Annotated in this window: 13 protein-coding genes; 4 read left to right on the top strand and 9 right to left on the bottom strand. The window is 68.8% G+C overall.

The window, feature by feature from the left end; genetic code table 11:
* Positions 1 to 60: 60 nt before the first annotated feature.
* Positions 61 to 660, bottom strand: coding sequence for a TetR/AcrR family transcriptional regulator (locus VS93_RS05420; RefSeq protein WP_046468898.1), 600 nt, complete (start codon positions 658 to 660; stop codon positions 61 to 63).
* A 95-nt stretch (positions 661 to 755) separates the two neighbouring features.
* Here VS93_RS05420 and VS93_RS05415 point away from each other — a divergent pair, with 95 nt between their 5' ends.
* Positions 756 to 2414, top strand: a complete 1659-nt coding sequence (locus tag VS93_RS05415; RefSeq protein WP_236700357.1) for an MFS transporter — start codon at positions 756 to 758, stop codon at positions 2412 to 2414.
* A gap of 54 nt (positions 2415 to 2468) precedes the next feature.
* Here VS93_RS05415 and VS93_RS05410 read toward each other — a convergent pair whose 3' ends face one another.
* From VS93_RS05410 to VS93_RS05395, 4 genes are all read right to left on the bottom strand, one after another.
* Positions 2469 to 4313: a phosphoenolpyruvate carboxykinase (GTP) gene (locus VS93_RS05410; RefSeq protein WP_082126641.1), complete on the bottom strand. Its 1845-nt coding sequence runs from the start codon at positions 4311 to 4313 to the stop codon at positions 2469 to 2471.
* Positions 4314 to 4486: 173 nt separating this feature from the next.
* On the bottom strand, positions 4487 to 5605 hold the full coding sequence (locus VS93_RS05405) for a DUF1996 domain-containing protein (RefSeq protein ID WP_046468896.1): 1119 nt from the start codon (positions 5603 to 5605) through the stop codon (positions 4487 to 4489).
* Positions 5606 to 5735: 130 nt separating this feature from the next.
* The gene (locus VS93_RS05400) at positions 5736 to 6377 is read right to left on the bottom strand and encodes a DUF4142 domain-containing protein (protein ID WP_236700356.1); all 642 of its coding nucleotides are present in this window, start codon (positions 6375 to 6377) and stop codon (positions 5736 to 5738) included.
* 33 nt (positions 6378 to 6410) lie between these two features.
* The gene (locus VS93_RS05395; RefSeq protein ID WP_046468894.1) at positions 6411 to 7040 is read right to left on the bottom strand and encodes a hypothetical protein; all 630 of its coding nucleotides are present in this window, start codon (positions 7038 to 7040) and stop codon (positions 6411 to 6413) included.
* 507 nt (positions 7041 to 7547) lie between these two features.
* Here VS93_RS05395 and VS93_RS26715 point away from each other — a divergent pair.
* Entirely contained in the window at positions 7548 to 8513 is a 966-nt protein-coding gene (locus tag VS93_RS26715; protein WP_156184693.1) for a ferric reductase-like transmembrane domain-containing protein, read from the top strand.
* A 2-nt stretch (positions 8514 to 8515) separates the two neighbouring features.
* Positions 8516 to 9982 carry an NADH-quinone oxidoreductase subunit NuoF family protein gene (locus VS93_RS05385; RefSeq protein ID WP_046468893.1) on the top strand — a complete coding sequence of 489 codons (1467 nt, stop codon included), beginning with the start codon at positions 8516 to 8518 and terminating at the stop codon, positions 9980 to 9982.
* A gap of 112 nt (positions 9983 to 10094) precedes the next feature.
* Here VS93_RS05385 and VS93_RS05380 read toward each other — a convergent pair whose 3' ends face one another.
* The 4 genes from VS93_RS05380 to VS93_RS05365 form a co-directional block, all read right to left on the bottom strand.
* Complete coding sequence (locus tag VS93_RS05380) at positions 10095 to 10580, bottom strand: sigma-70 family RNA polymerase sigma factor (RefSeq protein ID WP_052745551.1); 486 nt, start codon at positions 10578 to 10580, stop codon at positions 10095 to 10097.
* Positions 10581 to 11225: 645 nt separating this feature from the next.
* Complete coding sequence (locus VS93_RS05375) at positions 11226 to 12029, bottom strand: SDR family oxidoreductase (RefSeq protein WP_046468891.1); 804 nt, start codon at positions 12027 to 12029, stop codon at positions 11226 to 11228.
* Positions 12030 to 12089: 60 nt separating this feature from the next.
* Positions 12090 to 13079, bottom strand: a complete 990-nt coding sequence (locus VS93_RS05370; protein WP_046468890.1) for an NADPH:quinone oxidoreductase family protein — start codon at positions 13077 to 13079, stop codon at positions 12090 to 12092.
* A 96-nt stretch (positions 13080 to 13175) separates the two neighbouring features.
* Positions 13176 to 14081, bottom strand: coding sequence for a universal stress protein (locus VS93_RS05365; RefSeq protein ID WP_046468889.1), 906 nt, complete (start codon positions 14079 to 14081; stop codon positions 13176 to 13178).
* A 384-nt stretch (positions 14082 to 14465) separates the two neighbouring features.
* On the opposite strand from VS93_RS05365, the gene VS93_RS26710 reads away from it, so the two are divergent.
* Positions 14466 to 15437, top strand: a complete 972-nt coding sequence (locus tag VS93_RS26710) for a cytochrome P450 family protein (RefSeq protein ID WP_156184692.1) — start codon at positions 14466 to 14468, stop codon at positions 15435 to 15437.
* Positions 15438 to 15583: the final 146 nt, after the last annotated feature.

Genomic DNA, 15583 nt, shown 5'->3' with positions numbered 1-15583 from the left:
AATAGGGGCGCTCTGCGCGGCTCGCGGGCACGGAAAACGCCGCCCCCGTCCGCGCGCCGTTCACCCGTCCGAGCGCAGGGCCACGATGAGCCGACCCAGGTACACGGCGGCCGTCCGCAGCGACGCGTCGTCGGACGAGATCCGGCTGAGCACCTCGGCGCCCTCAAGCGCGCTGAGCACCGTGCACGCGGCCTCCTCGGCGGTCCGCGCCGGCATGCCGCAGGTGCGGAGCTTGGCCGCGATCTGCTCCTGCCAGGCGGCCAGCGACTCCTCCCAGGTCCGCTGGATTACCGGCGAGCGGCCGACTTTCTCCAGGGCGGTGGCCGCCACCAGGCAGCCGTCGAGCCAGTCCGACTCCTTCAGCCGGTCCGCGAGCAGGTGCGCGCACGCCGCGACCGCCTCCGCCGGATCGTCGCTGCTGCGCAGCCCGTCCCGCAGGAGCTCGGTGTAGTGTTCCGAGTCGCGCCGCAGCGCCTCCGCGGCCAACTGCTCCTTGCCCTCGGGGAAGAAGTGGTAGACGGACCCGAGCGTCGCACCGGCGTCTCGGGCGATCTGCTTGACGCCGGTGCCCTCATATCCCTGGCGCCGCAGCAGCGCAGCGGTGGCGTCCACGATCCGTGTCCGCGTGTCGCCCCCGGCCCGCGCCGTTCTGCCGCCCATACCCCGACTTTACTGGATAGAGCGGTCGTTCTAGAGTTCTAGAACGACCGCTCTATCCAGAGCTGAGAACCGTGGTATCGGAGACGGGACCTGCCATGACGGAACACCCCCCACCTCGGGCGACCGCCTGGGAATGGCTGGGACTCGCGGTGCTCGCCCTGCCCACCCTTCTCGTCGCCATCAACATGACGGTGCTCTTCCTCGCACTGCCCGAACTGAGCGCGGATCTCCAGGCCAGCGGTCCCCAGCAGTTGTGGATCACCGACATCTACGGATTCCTGGTCGCCGGCTTCCTGATCACAATGGGCACGCTGGGCGACCAGGTCGGACGGCGCCGGCTGCTGCTGGTAGGCGCCGCCGCCTTCGGTCTCACCTCGGTGCTCGCCGCCTACTCCGGCACCGCCGAGATGCTGATCGCCACCCGCGCGCTGATGGGGATCGCCGGGGCGACCCTGATGCCCTCCACGTTGTCCCTGGTGCGCACCATGTTCGCCGACCCGCGCCAGCGCACCGCGGCTATCGCCGTATGGATGGTCACCCTGTCCGTCGGTACCGCTCTGGGGCCGCTCCTCAGCGGAGTACTGCTGCAGTACTTCTGGTGGGGTTCGACACTCCTGGTCGGCGTTCCGGTACTGGCACTGCTCCTGGTGGCCGGGCCGGTGCTGCTGCCCGAGTACCGCGCCCCGGACGCGGGGACGCTGGATCTGGTCAGCGTGGCACTGTCGTTGGCCTCGATACTCTCGGTGGTCTACGGCCTCAAGCAGTTCACCACGGACGGGCTCACCGGGACGACCGCTCTTGCCGTGGTGATCGGCCTGATCACCGGGGCCGTGTTCGTGCGGCGGCAGCGCACGCTGCCCGATCCGCTGCTCGACCTCCGGCTGTTCCGCGACCGCGCTTTCAGCTCCGCCCTGGTCCTGATCACGCTCACGCTGTTCGCCTTCGCGGGAAACCAGCTCCTGTTCTCGCTGTACCTTCAGCACATAACGGGCCTGTCGCCGTTGTGGGCGGGGGTGTGGATGGCGCCCTCGGCCGCGGCTCTCCTCGTCGGCTCGCTGCTGGCCCCGCTGGCCGTGCGCTGGATGCGGCCCGCGTTCGCGGTCAGCTCCGGGCTGGTGGCCGCAGCCGCCGGCTTCGCCCTGCTCACCCAGCTCTCCGCTCCGTACGCGGGCGGCACCGCCTCCCTGTCCTTCCTCCTGCTCCAGATCGGCATCGCCGTCGCGTTCTTCGGCCTCGGTCCGCCTTTCGTCCTCGGAGCCGACCTGGTGGTCGGCACGGCACCGCCGGAGAAGGCCGGATCGGCCTCGGCGATGGAGGAGACCGCGGCCGAGCTGGGGGATCGCGCTCGGGGTCGCGGTCCTGGGCAGCCTCAGCGCCGCTGTGTACCGCGGCCGGATGGCTCCTCTCCTCGGTCCCGATGTGCCACCGGAGGCGGCCGGGCCCGCGCGCGACGGCATCGACGGTGCGATGGCCGCGGCCGACCGGCTGGAGCCGGGGCTGCTGGACGCCGCTCGCGCGGCGTTCACGGACGGCTTCGCGCTGGCCGGCGGTATCAGCGCCGTCGCCATGGCCGCGCTCGCCGTTGTCGGGACGGTTCTGCTGCGCCACGTGGGCGCCGAGGCCGGGCGCGGACCTTCGGAGAAGGCAGCGGACGAGGAGAGGACCGCGGCCGGGGAAGGGGCCGTCTCCTCCTGAGTGGAGCGCCAAGGGGCGCGGCCGTTCCGCCGGAAGGGGCACCGGCCGGACACAAGTGATGGCCCGCGCCGGACTCGCGGGCCATCACTTGGCTCTTGATGATCCGGCGGGACCTACTCCAGCCGCTTCAGCAGGGCGTTGTACTCGTCCCAGAGCTCGCCGGGCAGGCGGTCCCCGAAGATCTTGAAGAACTCGGGGATCATCGCCGCCTCCTGCGTCCAGGTGTCGCGGTCGACCGACAGCAGGAAGGCCAGTTCGTCCTCGTCGATCTTCAGCCCCTCGGTGTCGAGCGAGTCCCGGGTCGGGACGTTGCCGATCGGGGTCGGCTCCACGTCGGTGCGGCCCTCCAGCCGCTCGACGATCCACTTCAGGACACGGCTGTTCTCCCCGAAGCCCGGCCAGACGATACGGCCCGCGTCGTCCTTGCGGAACCAGTTGACGTAGAAGATCCGCGGCAGTTTCGCCTCGTCGGCGCTCTGGCCGATCCTCAGCCAGTGGCCGAAGTAGTCGCCCATGTTGTACCCGCAGAACGGCAGCATCGCGAACGGGTCGCGCCGCAGCTCACCGACCGTGCCCTCGGCCGCGGCGGTCTTCTCCGACGCGACGTTGGCACCGAGGAAGACCCCGTGCTGCCAGTCGAAGGATTCCGTGACCAACGGCACAGCGCTGGCGCGCCGTCCCCCGAAGAGGATCGCCGAGATCGGCACGCCCGTCGGATCCTCCCACTCGGGCGCCATGGTCGGCGCCTGTCCCGCCGGCGTGGTGAAGCGGGCGTTGGGATGCGCGGCCGGTTCGGGCGACTCCGGTGTCCAGGGCCGGCCCTTCCAGTCGGTCAACCGCTCGGGCTGCTCGTCCGTGAGCCCCTCCCACCAGACGTCGCCGTCCTCGGTGAGCGCGACGTTGGTGAAGATGCTGTTGCCCCAGAGCGTCTCGACGGCATTGGCGTTGGTGTCCGCGCCTGTGCCGGGGGCCACGCCGAAGAAACCCGCCTCGGGGTTGATGGCCCGCAGCCGGCCGTCCTCGCCGAAGCGCATCCAGGCGATGTCATCACCGATCGTCTCGATCTTCCATCCGGGGACGGTCGGCTGCAGCATCGCGAGGTTGGTCTTGCCGCACGCGCTCGGGAAGGCCGCGGCGATGTAACGAGGATCACCATCGGGCGGCGTGACCTTGAGGATGAGCATGTGCTCGGCCAGCCACCCCTCGTCCCGGGCCATGACCGAGGCGATACGCAGCGCGTAGCACTTCTTGCCGAGCAGCGCGTTCCCGCCGTAGCCGGACCCGTAGGACCAGATCTCGCGGGTCTCCGGGAAGTGGGAGATGTACTTGGTCGGGTTGCACGGCCACGGTACGTCGGCCTGGCCGGGCTGCAACGGGGCACCGACGGAGTGCACGGCCTTCACGAACGAGCCGCGCTCCTCGATCAGCCGCAGCGCGGGCTCGCCCATGCGGGCCATGATGCGCATCGAGACGACGACGTAGGGCGAGTCGGTGATCTCCACGCCGAGCTGGGAGATGTTCCCGCCCAGCGGCCCCATGCAGAACGGAACGACGTACATGGTGCGGCCCCGCATGCAGCCGCGGAAGAGCTCGCCGAACGTCGCGCGCATCTCGGCCGGGTCGATCCAGTTGTTGGTGGGACCCGCGTCCTCTTCGCGCTCAGAGCAGATGAACGTCCGGTCCTCGACACGTGCGACGTCGTCGGGGTCGGAACGGCAGTAGAAGCTGTTCGGCCGGAGTTCGGGGTTGAGTCGCGTGAAAGTGCCCTGTTCCACAAGAAGACCGGTCAGGCGCTCCCATTCGGCCTCGGAACCGTCACACCAGACGACCTTGTCCGGCTGGGTCAGGGCCGCGATCTCGCGCACCCAGTCGATCAACTCCTGATTGCTAGTGGCGATACCTTCATCCGGTACCAGGACAGACACAGCGGATCCTCCCAGACTGTCGAGTCCCCGCATCATCGACGACGATGCCCGCCCAAGGCCAGTTGGTCTGGACAGGTGGTATAGACCAATGGTCTATTCAAGCGCGGTATGCGGGTTCTTTGTTCGACAGTAACGGCCCGGCGGCCGGGAGGAAGAGTAAGGGCCGGCCGCCGGGCGTTTCCTGAGAGGGGGTTGTTACTGAGGGGCTACGAGCAGTCTTGGCCCTCGTTGATGCAGTCGACTGCCTCCTGCATGACGTCCTCCGGCATCACGTTGATGAAGTCGGAGTGGTCGGTGATGGGAGCGTGCTGCTCCTCAGGGAAGCCGTCCACCGCGAAGTTCGGCCCTTCCGGCACGTCATAGACCAGAGTCTGGCGCAGCTGCGGCACCGGCTGGGTGTCGTCCGGGCAGGAGCCGTCTTCCTCATCCGGGAACACGATGTGCGACCTGTTGTCCTCGCTCTCGATGTTCTCCCCGTCCCAGCAGCTCGGGAAGTCCATGATTCGCATCACATCGCTGCCCTCGGGGCACAGGGGGTACTTGTCCCCGCTGATCTGGTCTTCGAACCCGGTGCAGGTCCACTGGGCGTTGGCGTTCTCGCCGTCCGTGGTGAACGCGCGGGCGTTACCGGTGATGATCTGCAGGAACTCCGGCATCGGCACGACGTCTTCCTGGGCGTTGCCACGGAACTCGATCGTGGCCTCCAGCGGAGTGAGGATCCGGCCGACGTTGCCGTCCAGGCCGCCGCCCTCCTGGTTCGCGTCACGCCCTTCCTGGGTGCGGTCGCGCAACACCGGCCAGTAGTGCATGGACCGGTCGTTGTTGTCGCAGGTGGTGTTGCCCTGCGCCAGGATCTCGTTGTTCGCGTCGACGTCCTCGCTGAACCTGTTGACGTCCTGGTTGCCGACGTAGTCGTGGACGTGCTGGGCGCCGTTGGGGGCACCCGGGTTCACGATCACGTTCTCGGAGTTGAAGAGCCCGTTCGCGTTGACGCCGCAGTCGACGGTGAAGGTACCGGTGTCGCCCAGGTCGAGCTCGTCGTTGTCGGCTTCGATCTCCTCGATGTCGACGAAGTCGTCCTCGACGGGGCCTTCGTTCACGACCTCGCCGTCTTCTCCGTCGCCGTCGTTGTCCTGGTCGTCTCCGTCGTTGTTGTCGCCGTCGTTGTCCTGGTCGTCTCCGTCGTTGTTGTCGCCGTCGTTGTCCTGGTCGTCTCCGTAGCTGTTCTGGCCGCCGCCGGTCAGGAGTCCGACGCTTCCGTCACCACTAGGGGACGTCACGAGGAACGTCAGCCCCAGTACTCCGGCGGCGGCGGCCGCCACCACTGGTATGACAAGCCTCTGGCGAGGTCTTTTCCGGCTACTCCGGGTGGAACGGTTGGAATCAGGCATCTCCTTGTCCTTTCTCAGGGGGACATGCGTGCCTCAGGGGACACGCGTAACGGATCGGTCTGGTTCAGCGGCTGGGGCGCCGCTCAGGGGGAAGAGGTTCGGGGAGTTCCTCGAACTCGACTAGACCCGTACTTTCCAGATGCGTCATATGCCGCAGAACCACGACCAGTCCGTGCTGCACAAAGGAGCGGACGAGCTCGTTGCGGGTTCCCGCTCGTACCTCGGCGAGGAGTTCGAAGACCTGGCCGTGCGCCGCGCGCAGCCTGTTGGCGAACGCCAGGTCGAACTCATCGCCGGATAGTCCTTCGAGCTCATCCATCCAGCGCTGCTGCTGAGAGCTGGGCAGGCTGGGCAGCTCCACATCGAGCTGCGCCGCAACATCCCGCGTCTGTTTGTCGAGCAGGATGTGGTCTCTTGCGAGGAGGGCGCCGACCTCCCGGACGCGTTCACTGCGCCCGCGGTCCGCGGCTTGCTGGCCCGTCGGGATCTCCCACAGGCCGGCCTGCCTGACCTTGATCAGGATCTCCCGGTCGGCGGGGCCGAGGGGGCCGGAACTGGTCGTTCTCCAGTCTTGCCAGAACACCCCCTGTACCGAGGTGGCACCGTTCGGCATGATCATGAAGATGGTGACGGAGGAGACGATCAGGAATACCAGGACTCCGGCGTACTCAATTGATCTGAAGGACCTGACCTGCAACCGGCGCACAGCCCTCTTCTCCCTTCGGTCATCGTGAATCGGTCATGGGGAATCGTCAGTGAAGCCGTCATCGAGCTCCTCTTGCGCCCCCGTGTCGTCCTGGCCGTCACCGGTATCTCCGCCGCCGCCGCCGTCGTCGATCATCGAGCCGTCAGGAGCGAGCGCGAACCACTTGGCCGCATAGGCATGGCCGTTGAGGAAACCGGCCCCACCGTCGCCGGTGTAGGTATAAAGCGGCCACCCGTTCAGGGTGAGCTGCGAGTCACCTCTGGGATCGTTGTCCCGCGAGACCTCGCCAACGAGGCTCTGGTCCACTCCGTTCGTGCTGATCTCCCCGTTGGCCCAGACCGGCGGCCATTGCTCGGCGCACTCGCCTGCGCAGTTCGACGTGGGCGGCTCATTGGAGTCCTCCGTGAAGACGTAGACCGTTTGACCATTGGCATCAGCGATGACGTCGCCGAACGGTGTGCCTTCCTGGACGGTCAAAGCCGCGCCCGATCCGGTTTCGGGTGTCGGGACCTCCTCTTCGATGTCTTCGGCTTGAGCTCCAGGGCTGTCGGGAGCGCCACCATAGCCGCCCACCTCGCTACCGCCGCCGCCACAACCAGTGGCGGTCAGCAGCGCGACAAGCCCTCCTGCCAGGAGCAAGGTGCGTTTGCTGGGGGCTTCCAAGATCCTCTCCCGTTCAACTGTGGGTCGAGTTTTCGGCCCGCATTGCGGCCGTTATTGGTTAGAGATACGCAGCCGGGGCCCCACTGGTTCAACACGAGTGACGGAAATTCTGTCAAGTTTCTGGTGTGACCCCCCTTTGCGTAGAGGAGCCTGACCAGCTATAACAGGCAAGCGATCCCTATCGCCGCGGGTCAGCGCCGGGGGCGGCGACTGAGGACTTTGGTCCCGCCAATCCACACGATCGAGTGCTACTCTGCACACCGCGCGCAGCTCTTCACGTGGACCCGCGAAGGCATCTCGCGGTGCCCAGCCAGGAGGTTCTACCTACAGTTGTGGAGGGCAAGAGCAGTGTCCGCTGTGTTCAACGGGTTCCGCGAGCGAATGAACCCCACGGCGCCATCGCACCGGCGTCTCCAGAAACCCGTACAACAACCCTGGGTGCGAGCTTCTTTCCTGATCGGATTGCTTTTAGCCGCCACGGTGGTCGCCGTGGCGGCGCCTCAGCACATGAAATTCATGCGAGTGGCGCAGGATTTCCTCTGGGAACTCTCCGGCGTCCTCGCTCTTCTCGGCCTGACCGGGGCCGTGGTAGGGGGGCTCATCGCCACCGACCGCCTGGTGCTCTACTCGGAGCACCGGCTCCTCTTCCAGACGCTCCACCGCTCGGCCGCCATCGGGTCGGTGGGGTTCCTGTTCGCACATGTCACGCTGCAGATCGCCTTCGGGCAGGCGGGGATCGCCAACGTCCTCTCGCCTTTCGGCCTCAACGTGGCGGTGGCGTTCGGCGTAATCGCGTCCGACCTGATGCTTGTGATCATCATCACCGGGATCATGCGTCGACGCTTCGCCTCGGGCACCCGCCCGAGAGTCTGGCGGCTGATACACGCCACGGCCTACCTGTGCTGGCCGTTCGCGATCGTGCACGGCCTCACCGCGGGTAGGGCCCCCAACGGATGGGTGATCCTGGGCTACGCGCTGTGCCTCTTGGCCGTGGGGCTCGCCCTTGTGCTCCGGATGGCCGTGATCCTCCGCGGCGGGAACCCGCGCAGGAACGCGGAGGAGGCGTCCGGCAGGCGCAGGGAGCACAGCGCGGAGCAGACCGCGGTCGAGCAGCCCGTCCGGGAGCGGGAACGCAGGGTCGGTGTGCAGGCCGGCCAGGAATGGGAGCAGCCCCTCGGCGGCGCCCAACCCAACCGAGAACAGGAGCGCACCGTCGGTGTGCAGGCCGGCCAGGAATGGGAGCGACCCCTCGGCGCCCAACCCGGCCAGGAGCAGCGCACCGTCGGCATGCAGGCCGGCCAGCAGAGGGAGCGGCCCTTCGGTGCGGAGAACAACTGGGCCCGCGACCGGACGATCACCACGCCGCAGCCGAAGGTGCCTGACGACATCCTTGACGTCGGCAGTGCCGCGGAGGGATCGGCGCTCCAGAACGACCTGGAGTTCTGGTCCACGATCCGCGGGGAGAGGAATTAACCATGAGCATCCGCGACGGCGTGCCCCCCGTGCTCGCCATGGGGCCCCAGCGACTCACCGCCGGCTTGTCGGTGAGTGAGCGCCTCGACTGGGTGGCGCACCGCGCACTGCACGGGGATATCCCCGATCTGGCCGTTGACGATCTGGTCACGCTGGCCGGCATGGGCAACCTCCGCGGCCGGGGCGGCGCCGGCTTCCCCTTCGCCCGGAAGATCAACGCGGTCATGAGCGCGGCGGAACGGCGCAAGTCGCCGGTGCGGGTCGTGGTGAACGCCACCGAGGGCGAGCCGGCGAGCGCCAAGGACGCGATGCTCCTGACACGCGCGCCGCACCTCGTCCTCGACGGCGCGGAGCTGGCGGCACGGGCGCTCGGGGCCTCCGACATCACCATCGGCATCGAGAACGGCGGGCAGCGTGAGGAATCGCTGCGCAAGGCGATCAAGGAGCGGGACGGCAGGATACGCATGCGCGTGTTCCGCATGCCCGAGCGCTTCATCTCGGGCGAGGGGGGCGCGCTGATCCAGGGCATCAACGGCAGGGAGCCGATCCCGCCCGGACAAAAGACCCGGGCCAGCGAGAAAGGGGTCGCCGGAGTACCTACGCTGCTCTCCAACGCCGAGACCTACGCCCAGCTCGCCCTGCTCGCCCTGCTCGGCGCCGACCGGTACTCCTCGGTGGGGCTACCGACGGAGCCCGGAACGATCCTGATGACGGTGACCGGCACGGCCCGCACGCACACCGTGATCGAGGCCCCCAGCGGGGTGCCACTGCGCGAGGTGCTCGATCTGTGCGGGGCCACAGTGGGCCGGGGTGTGCTGGTCGGCGGATACCACGGTCGGTGGTTGGGCCCCGAGGCAGCGTCGGAGGCGACGATGTCGCGCGCCGGAATGGAGGAGGTCGGCGGCGCGCTCGGGGCCGGTATCGTCATCCCGATCGGCGACGGCTGCCCGCTGGAGGAGAGCACGCGCGTGCTGCGCTACCTGGCGGCTGAGAGCGCCCAGCAGTGCGGTCCGTGCATCCGCGGACTACCGGAGCTCGCCAACGCGTTCGCCGACCTCACCGCTGGCGAGGGGGACCGCGAGGCGGTCGTACAGGCCGCTGCGATCGGAACGGGCCGCGGCGCCTGCGCGCACCCCGACGGCGCCGGGCGGATGGCTCTGTCGGCGATCGAGACGTTCAGCGACGACATCAGCGTCCACGCGCTGGCCGGAACCTGCCGGGCGACGGCCAACGACGTGCTTCCCACGCCGGACGAGTCCAGGAACAAGCAGGAAGCGCGCCTGATGGTGGACTGGAGCCGCTGCGACGGCCACGGACTCTGCCTGCACCTGGCGCCCTCGCTGATCCAGCTGGACCCGAACGGGTACCCCGACAACACCTCGTTCCCGGTCCCGGATCAGTTCCTGGAGACCGCCGAGCGGGCGGTGCACATGTGTCCCGCCCTCGCTCTCCGTCTCGACAGGGGGTAGGTCGGCCAGGACGTCTTTCATCCGTCTCGACAGGGGGTGGCCGCCGGCCACCCCCTCTTCTTGTCCCGGCGGGCAGGTCGTCCCGGCAGGGGCCGGCGGGCGGGCAGGGCGGCTAGGCCGCTCCCTCCTCCCCCAACTGGGTGCGGAGGGCGCGCAGAGCGTAGTAGACGCGGGATTTCACCGTTCCCGGAGGCACCTCCAGCGACTCGGCCACCTCGTTGACCGTGCGGTCCCGCAGGTAGATCTCGACGAGTACCTCGCGGTGCCGATCGGAGAGGCCGAGCAGGGCCTGCGATACGACGAGGGACGACAGCATCGTTTCGGAGACGTCGGGAACGGGAGGCTCCTCCCCGCGCTCCGCCTCCACCTCGTGGGGGCGGGTTCCGCGGTACCGCCAGTCGTCGATCACGATGCGCCGGGCCACCGTCATGAGCCAGGCCCACAGCGAGCCGCGTTCCCATCGCAGCCGGCGCGCGTGCCGCCAGGCCCGCAGAACCGTTTCCTGCACGACGTCCTCAGCCCATTGCCGGTCTCCTCCGGTCAATTGGGACACGTTGCGCAGTAGGGGCACCCGGAACTCCTGATAAAGGGATCGCACCCATTGTTCTTCCGGGTCGTTTCTGAGAGTAGTTCTGTGATTACGGAAGTGGGTCTGTAGCCGCACAGGCACATACTGGCCGAAGCGTCAGGGCGAAGTAAAGGAAATCCGGAAATCTCGCCATTAGGAATGCTTACGGACTTTGAGCCTCTGAAGTGGGACGATGCAAACTTACTGAACGGTAAAACAGTTCACTACCAGCGTTTCTGTTGGGATTCCGGGAGCGTGGAGCCCCTTTACCGCACCGCAAGGCCAGAACGGAAAGCATCAGGGATTCCATCGCAACAATCTTTCCTCCGGCAGAGGTAAAACAGGCGTCGAGCAGCGTGGATGTGCTGCCCCGCAGGGCAAACGGCGGACAGGACGCCGCGCGGCCCCGGGTGACACTGTGTGATGCCTCTCATCGACGCCGAGGAGGCGGTCGGCTCCGCCGAAAGGGAGCCACGTCACCCCTCAAGGTGACCGGTGTTACTCCCGCTGTTCCTTACTGGCCAGGGGAAACGTCACCGCGGCGAGGGTGTGGAGCGCACCGGGGACGGTCGCGGAGACGTCCCCGCGCCGGCCGTGGCCGGGTGCCGGACCGCCGCGGGGCGGTCCGGCACCCGGTGCCCTCCCTGCCGTTAGGGCCCCGCCGAAAAACGGTGATCAGCTCCGGCCGGTCCCAGCGTTCCGGAGCTTGGCCCAGGCGCGGCGCATGCCGCCGATCCAGCGGTCGCGGTCCTCCACGCGCCTCAGCTCGTAGGCGGCGGCCTCGGGGTGCGGCAGGATCAGAAAGCGGCCCTCACTCAGGGCGACGGCGACCGACTCGGCGACGTCCTCCGGTTCGATGTAGTCGCCGCCCAGACGGGTCGCGGAGTCCGGGCCGTCCCCGGCGGTCATGTCGGTGTTCACGCCCTGGGGGCACAGGCAGGAGACGCCGATGCCGTCGTCGGCGTAGCGGATCGCCATCCACTCGGCGAGCGCGACCGCCGCGTGCTTGGTGGCCGAGTAGGGAGCGCTGTCGAGATTGGTAAGCAGACCCGCGGCCGAGGACGTGACGAGGAGGTGCCCCCGACCGCGTTCCGCCATGCGGCCGGCCAGTGCGCGGACGGCGTAGACGTGCGCGAGGACGTGGATCCGCCACGAGAGGTCCCACTCGGCGTCACCGCCGAGGTCGGCGCCCGAAGCGACGCCCGCGTTGGAGCACCACAGGTCGATCGGCCCGTGTTCCTCCTCTATCCGGGCGACCGTGTCGGCGACGGCGGCCTCGTCGGCCGCGTCGAAGGCCATCGGGTGCGCGCGCTCCCCCAGAGCGGAGGCGGCACTGCGGGCCTCCTCCGCGTCGCGGTCGGCGACCACCACACACGCGGCGCCGTCTTGGAGAAACCGTTCGGCCATCGCCCTCCCGATGCCTCTTGCTCCACCCGTGACAACGATCGTGGTACCGGGGACGGAGAACGGTCCGGCCATGTGCGACTCCTTATTTTCTCTGCGGCCTCTGCGGTTCGGGGCGGGGGACGGGCTCGCGGCTCAGCGCGCGGGCAGGAAGACCAGCCGGCCGACCGTCGCCCCGTCCGCCAGCCGCTGGACTCCATCCGCCAGCTCGGCCCGGCCAAGGCGTTCGCTCACCAGCGGCTTCACGAGCCCCTGCTCGGCGAGTTCGGTCAGCCGCAGGTGCGCCTGCCCGATGAGCTCCGGCGCGCGCTGCCGGTACAGGCCCCAGTGCAGGCCCAGTAGCGAGTAGTTCTTGACCAGGGCGTGGTTGAGAGCCGGTTGGGGGATGGTCCCGCTCGCGAAGCCGATGATGACGATGCGCCCCTCGAAGGCGATGCACTTGGTCGACCGCGTGAAGGAGTCGCCCCCGACAGGGTCGAACACGATGTCGGCGCCGCGTCCCTCGGTCAGCTCCTTGGTCACCGCCACGAAATCCTCGGTGTTCCGGTCGACGACGGTGTCCGCACCGAGGCCGGCGGCCACCTTCGCCTTCTCCGGACCGCCCACGACGCCGATGACCCGGGCCCCGGCCGCCTTGGCGAGCTGGACAGCGGCGCTGCCGACCCCGCCCGCGGCGGCGTGCACCAGCACGGTCTCGCCGGAGCGCAGGCCGGCCCTGCGGTGCAGCGCGAACCATCCGGTCTGGTAGCCGATGAACAGCGAGGCCGCTTCCTCGTCGCTGAGCGACGCCGGAGCCGGGAAGAGGGTGTCGGCGCTCATAAGGGCGTACTCGGCGAACGCGCCCGTCGGGAGCTCGGTGGTGCCGAGCACCCGGTCGCCGACACCGACACCGGTGACGCCGTCGCCGAGTTCGGCGACCTCCGCGCTCAGTTCCAGGCCGGGGGTGAACGGCAGCGGCGGTTTCGACTGGTACGTCCCCCGACACAGCAGGGCGTCGGGGAAGTTCACCGCGGCGGCGCGGACCCGTACCAGCACCTGGCCCGGCCCTGGGCGCGGGGGATCGACCGATTCGAGCCGCAGCACCTCTCCTGGCTCGCCCACCTCATGGACCCGAAACGCGTGCATTTCCGCCTCCACTCCTCGGATACCAACCGGTCGGTAGATCCTAACACCCCTCCCCGCCCCGGGTACGGGCCCGCGCCCAAGGCGGGGCACTCCCGGTCAGTGCACGACGGCGACCGGGCTGTGCGCGTTGTGCAGGACGGACTGGCTGACCGAACCGAGCAGCAGGCCGGTGACCCCACCCCGGCCCCGGGAACCGACGACGATCAGATCCGCCGGTGTGCTCTCCTCCAGCAGCGCCACAACAGGATGGGCCCGGACAGCCCGAACCGCGACGGCGACATCGGGGTAGCGCGGGCGCAGGTCGGCGAGCTCGGAGTCGAGCAGCCGCCGAGCCGCGGACGCCACGGCTCCGTCGTCGAACACCTCGGGCGGAACCGGCCCCATCGACGAACCGAACGCCGCCATGGGCTGCCAGGCACACACCGCGACGACCTCGGTACCGCGCCTCGACGCCTGGGCGAACGCGAACTCGGCGACGCGGCGTCCCGGCCCGGACCCGTCGACACCCGCGATGATCCGCCCCTTGATCCCCTCGGCCACCTCATGCGTCTTCGGCAGGACCACGACGGGCACGGGAGAGTGCGCGGCGAGTTCGACGCCCACCGATCCGAAGAACGCCGCGGCCAGCCCGCTCAGGCCGCGCGAACCGACGACGACGAGCGCCGCCTCCGGCCGCGAGGCCTCCGAAAGCAGCGCCCGGCCCGCGCGCCGCCGGGCCAGCCGTGTCTCGACAGCCAGATCGGGAAAGATCCGCCGGACCCGGTCACGCGCGTACTCCAGCAGCGACCGGGCCTCGTCGGGCTCGATCGCACCCGCGGTGCTGCCGTAACGCACGAGGCCACCGAAAGACCTGTGCGGCTCGGCCGGCGACGCGGCGGCGACGATCCGCAGCCCCAAGTCGTGCAGCGACGCCTGGTATGCCGACCATTCGAGGGCGTACCGGCTGGAATCGGAACCGTCCACACCAACGATCACCCAGCGAGGCTCAGACGCCCTCTCCATCCCGGGTTCCCTCCTTCGCCTGCCGCGCATTGCTCACCGCGGAGTCACTCGCCATGCCAGTGTCGGGACTGAGCACGGCCAGTGGGCGCAGTCGGCCTTTCCCGCCCCCTTGCGGTCCTCCTTCCCGGGCGTCTCAGCCGCTGAGTCGCCCGGGAGGCAATGGGCGCCGTGCGCTCCGACCTTCGTCGTGACCAGGGGCGAACCGCTGATCGGGACGCGGATGCGCCGGCCCACCGAATGTGGGGATTCTCACACGCGGATATCTGGTGCAACCTCTCGAAATCTCAAAGGACCTGCGAATACGCCGTGCGAGGGGTCATGTCTGATGCCGACGGCGGGACCTCGCGACCGGCATCCGGCTGTTGCCCTATGCATGCCGTTCCCATGGACGCGCAGGCGGCACGCGCCAACACGATGTCCGGCTGGAGCGGACCGCGCCGCAGGTTCGGGACGATCGCGCCCATCGAGTTCGAACCCGGCATCACGGCGTGGCTGCCGCTCGGATACGCCGAGAACCCGCGGGTGATTCGGGACTCCGGCAGCTTCGCCAGTGCCCCGCGCCAATGGCGGGCGCAGCAGGCGGGGCGGATCCCCGAGTGTCCTGTACCGGGTGTGATGGAGGCCGGCTACGAATCCACCGTCGCCACCATGGCCGGCACCCTGCGCGCGCTGCTGACGAATCCGCGGCTGCGCTCCGACCACGCCGCGTCGAGCCTGCCGATCGAGGAACCGCTCGACCACGTGTTCTGGACCGATCCTCCGCTCGGCATGCCGGCGGCCCGCTATGCCGAGCGCGACGTCGTGCTCGGTGGTGCGCCGGCCCGGAGCGGCGACGCCCTGGTGCTCTGCTGGACGGCGGCGCACTCCGATCCGGCGATGCGCCACATGAATCGCACCTCCTCCTATGGGATCGCCGACAGCCGGGCACACCTGGCTTGGGGGGCCGGAGCGCGCCACTGCCCCGGACAGGAGATCGCCGCGCGGATCGTCACCGCCGGGGCCGAGTTCCTCCTGGACCGGCTTCCCGACATGGCGCGCCGTCTCCGAGCAGGCGCTGGTCCCGCGTCCGGCACTGTTCTCCCAATGCCTCACCGGGCTGCCCGTCCGCTTCGCCCCCATCCGAGCGGGGACGCACCACCGGGCGGCGGGAGCCGGCGGCGATCTCCTTCCGGCCCACCCGGTGGAGGAGGACCTGCTCTCGCGCCTTCTCACCTGGCAGCGCTTCCCTCCGCGGCTGGAAAGGCGCGGATAATGGCGGGCCGATCGTCCGGTCGGGTGACCACGGCCGTGTTCGCCGGAGCACGGCATCCCTTACGTACCAACACGATCGACACCGCATTAGAGCGTGCGCCCTAAACCGCTACCGTCCGTACGGCAATCGCCTTTCCCTCTCTTAATTCTCCGTTCTTCCGTTCCCCCCGTGAAGCCGTCGGAAACATTAAGAACAGCACGTTTCACGCTATTCTCCTGTCACGGTCGAGTAAACAGCCAATCGTCTCCGA

The sequence above is a fragment of the Allosalinactinospora lopnorensis genome, assembly GCF_000981225.1.
Classification (GTDB): Bacteria; Actinomycetota; Actinomycetes; order Streptosporangiales; family Streptosporangiaceae; genus Allosalinactinospora; species Allosalinactinospora lopnorensis.
This window is presented reverse-complemented; position numbering and strand designations above follow the sequence as displayed.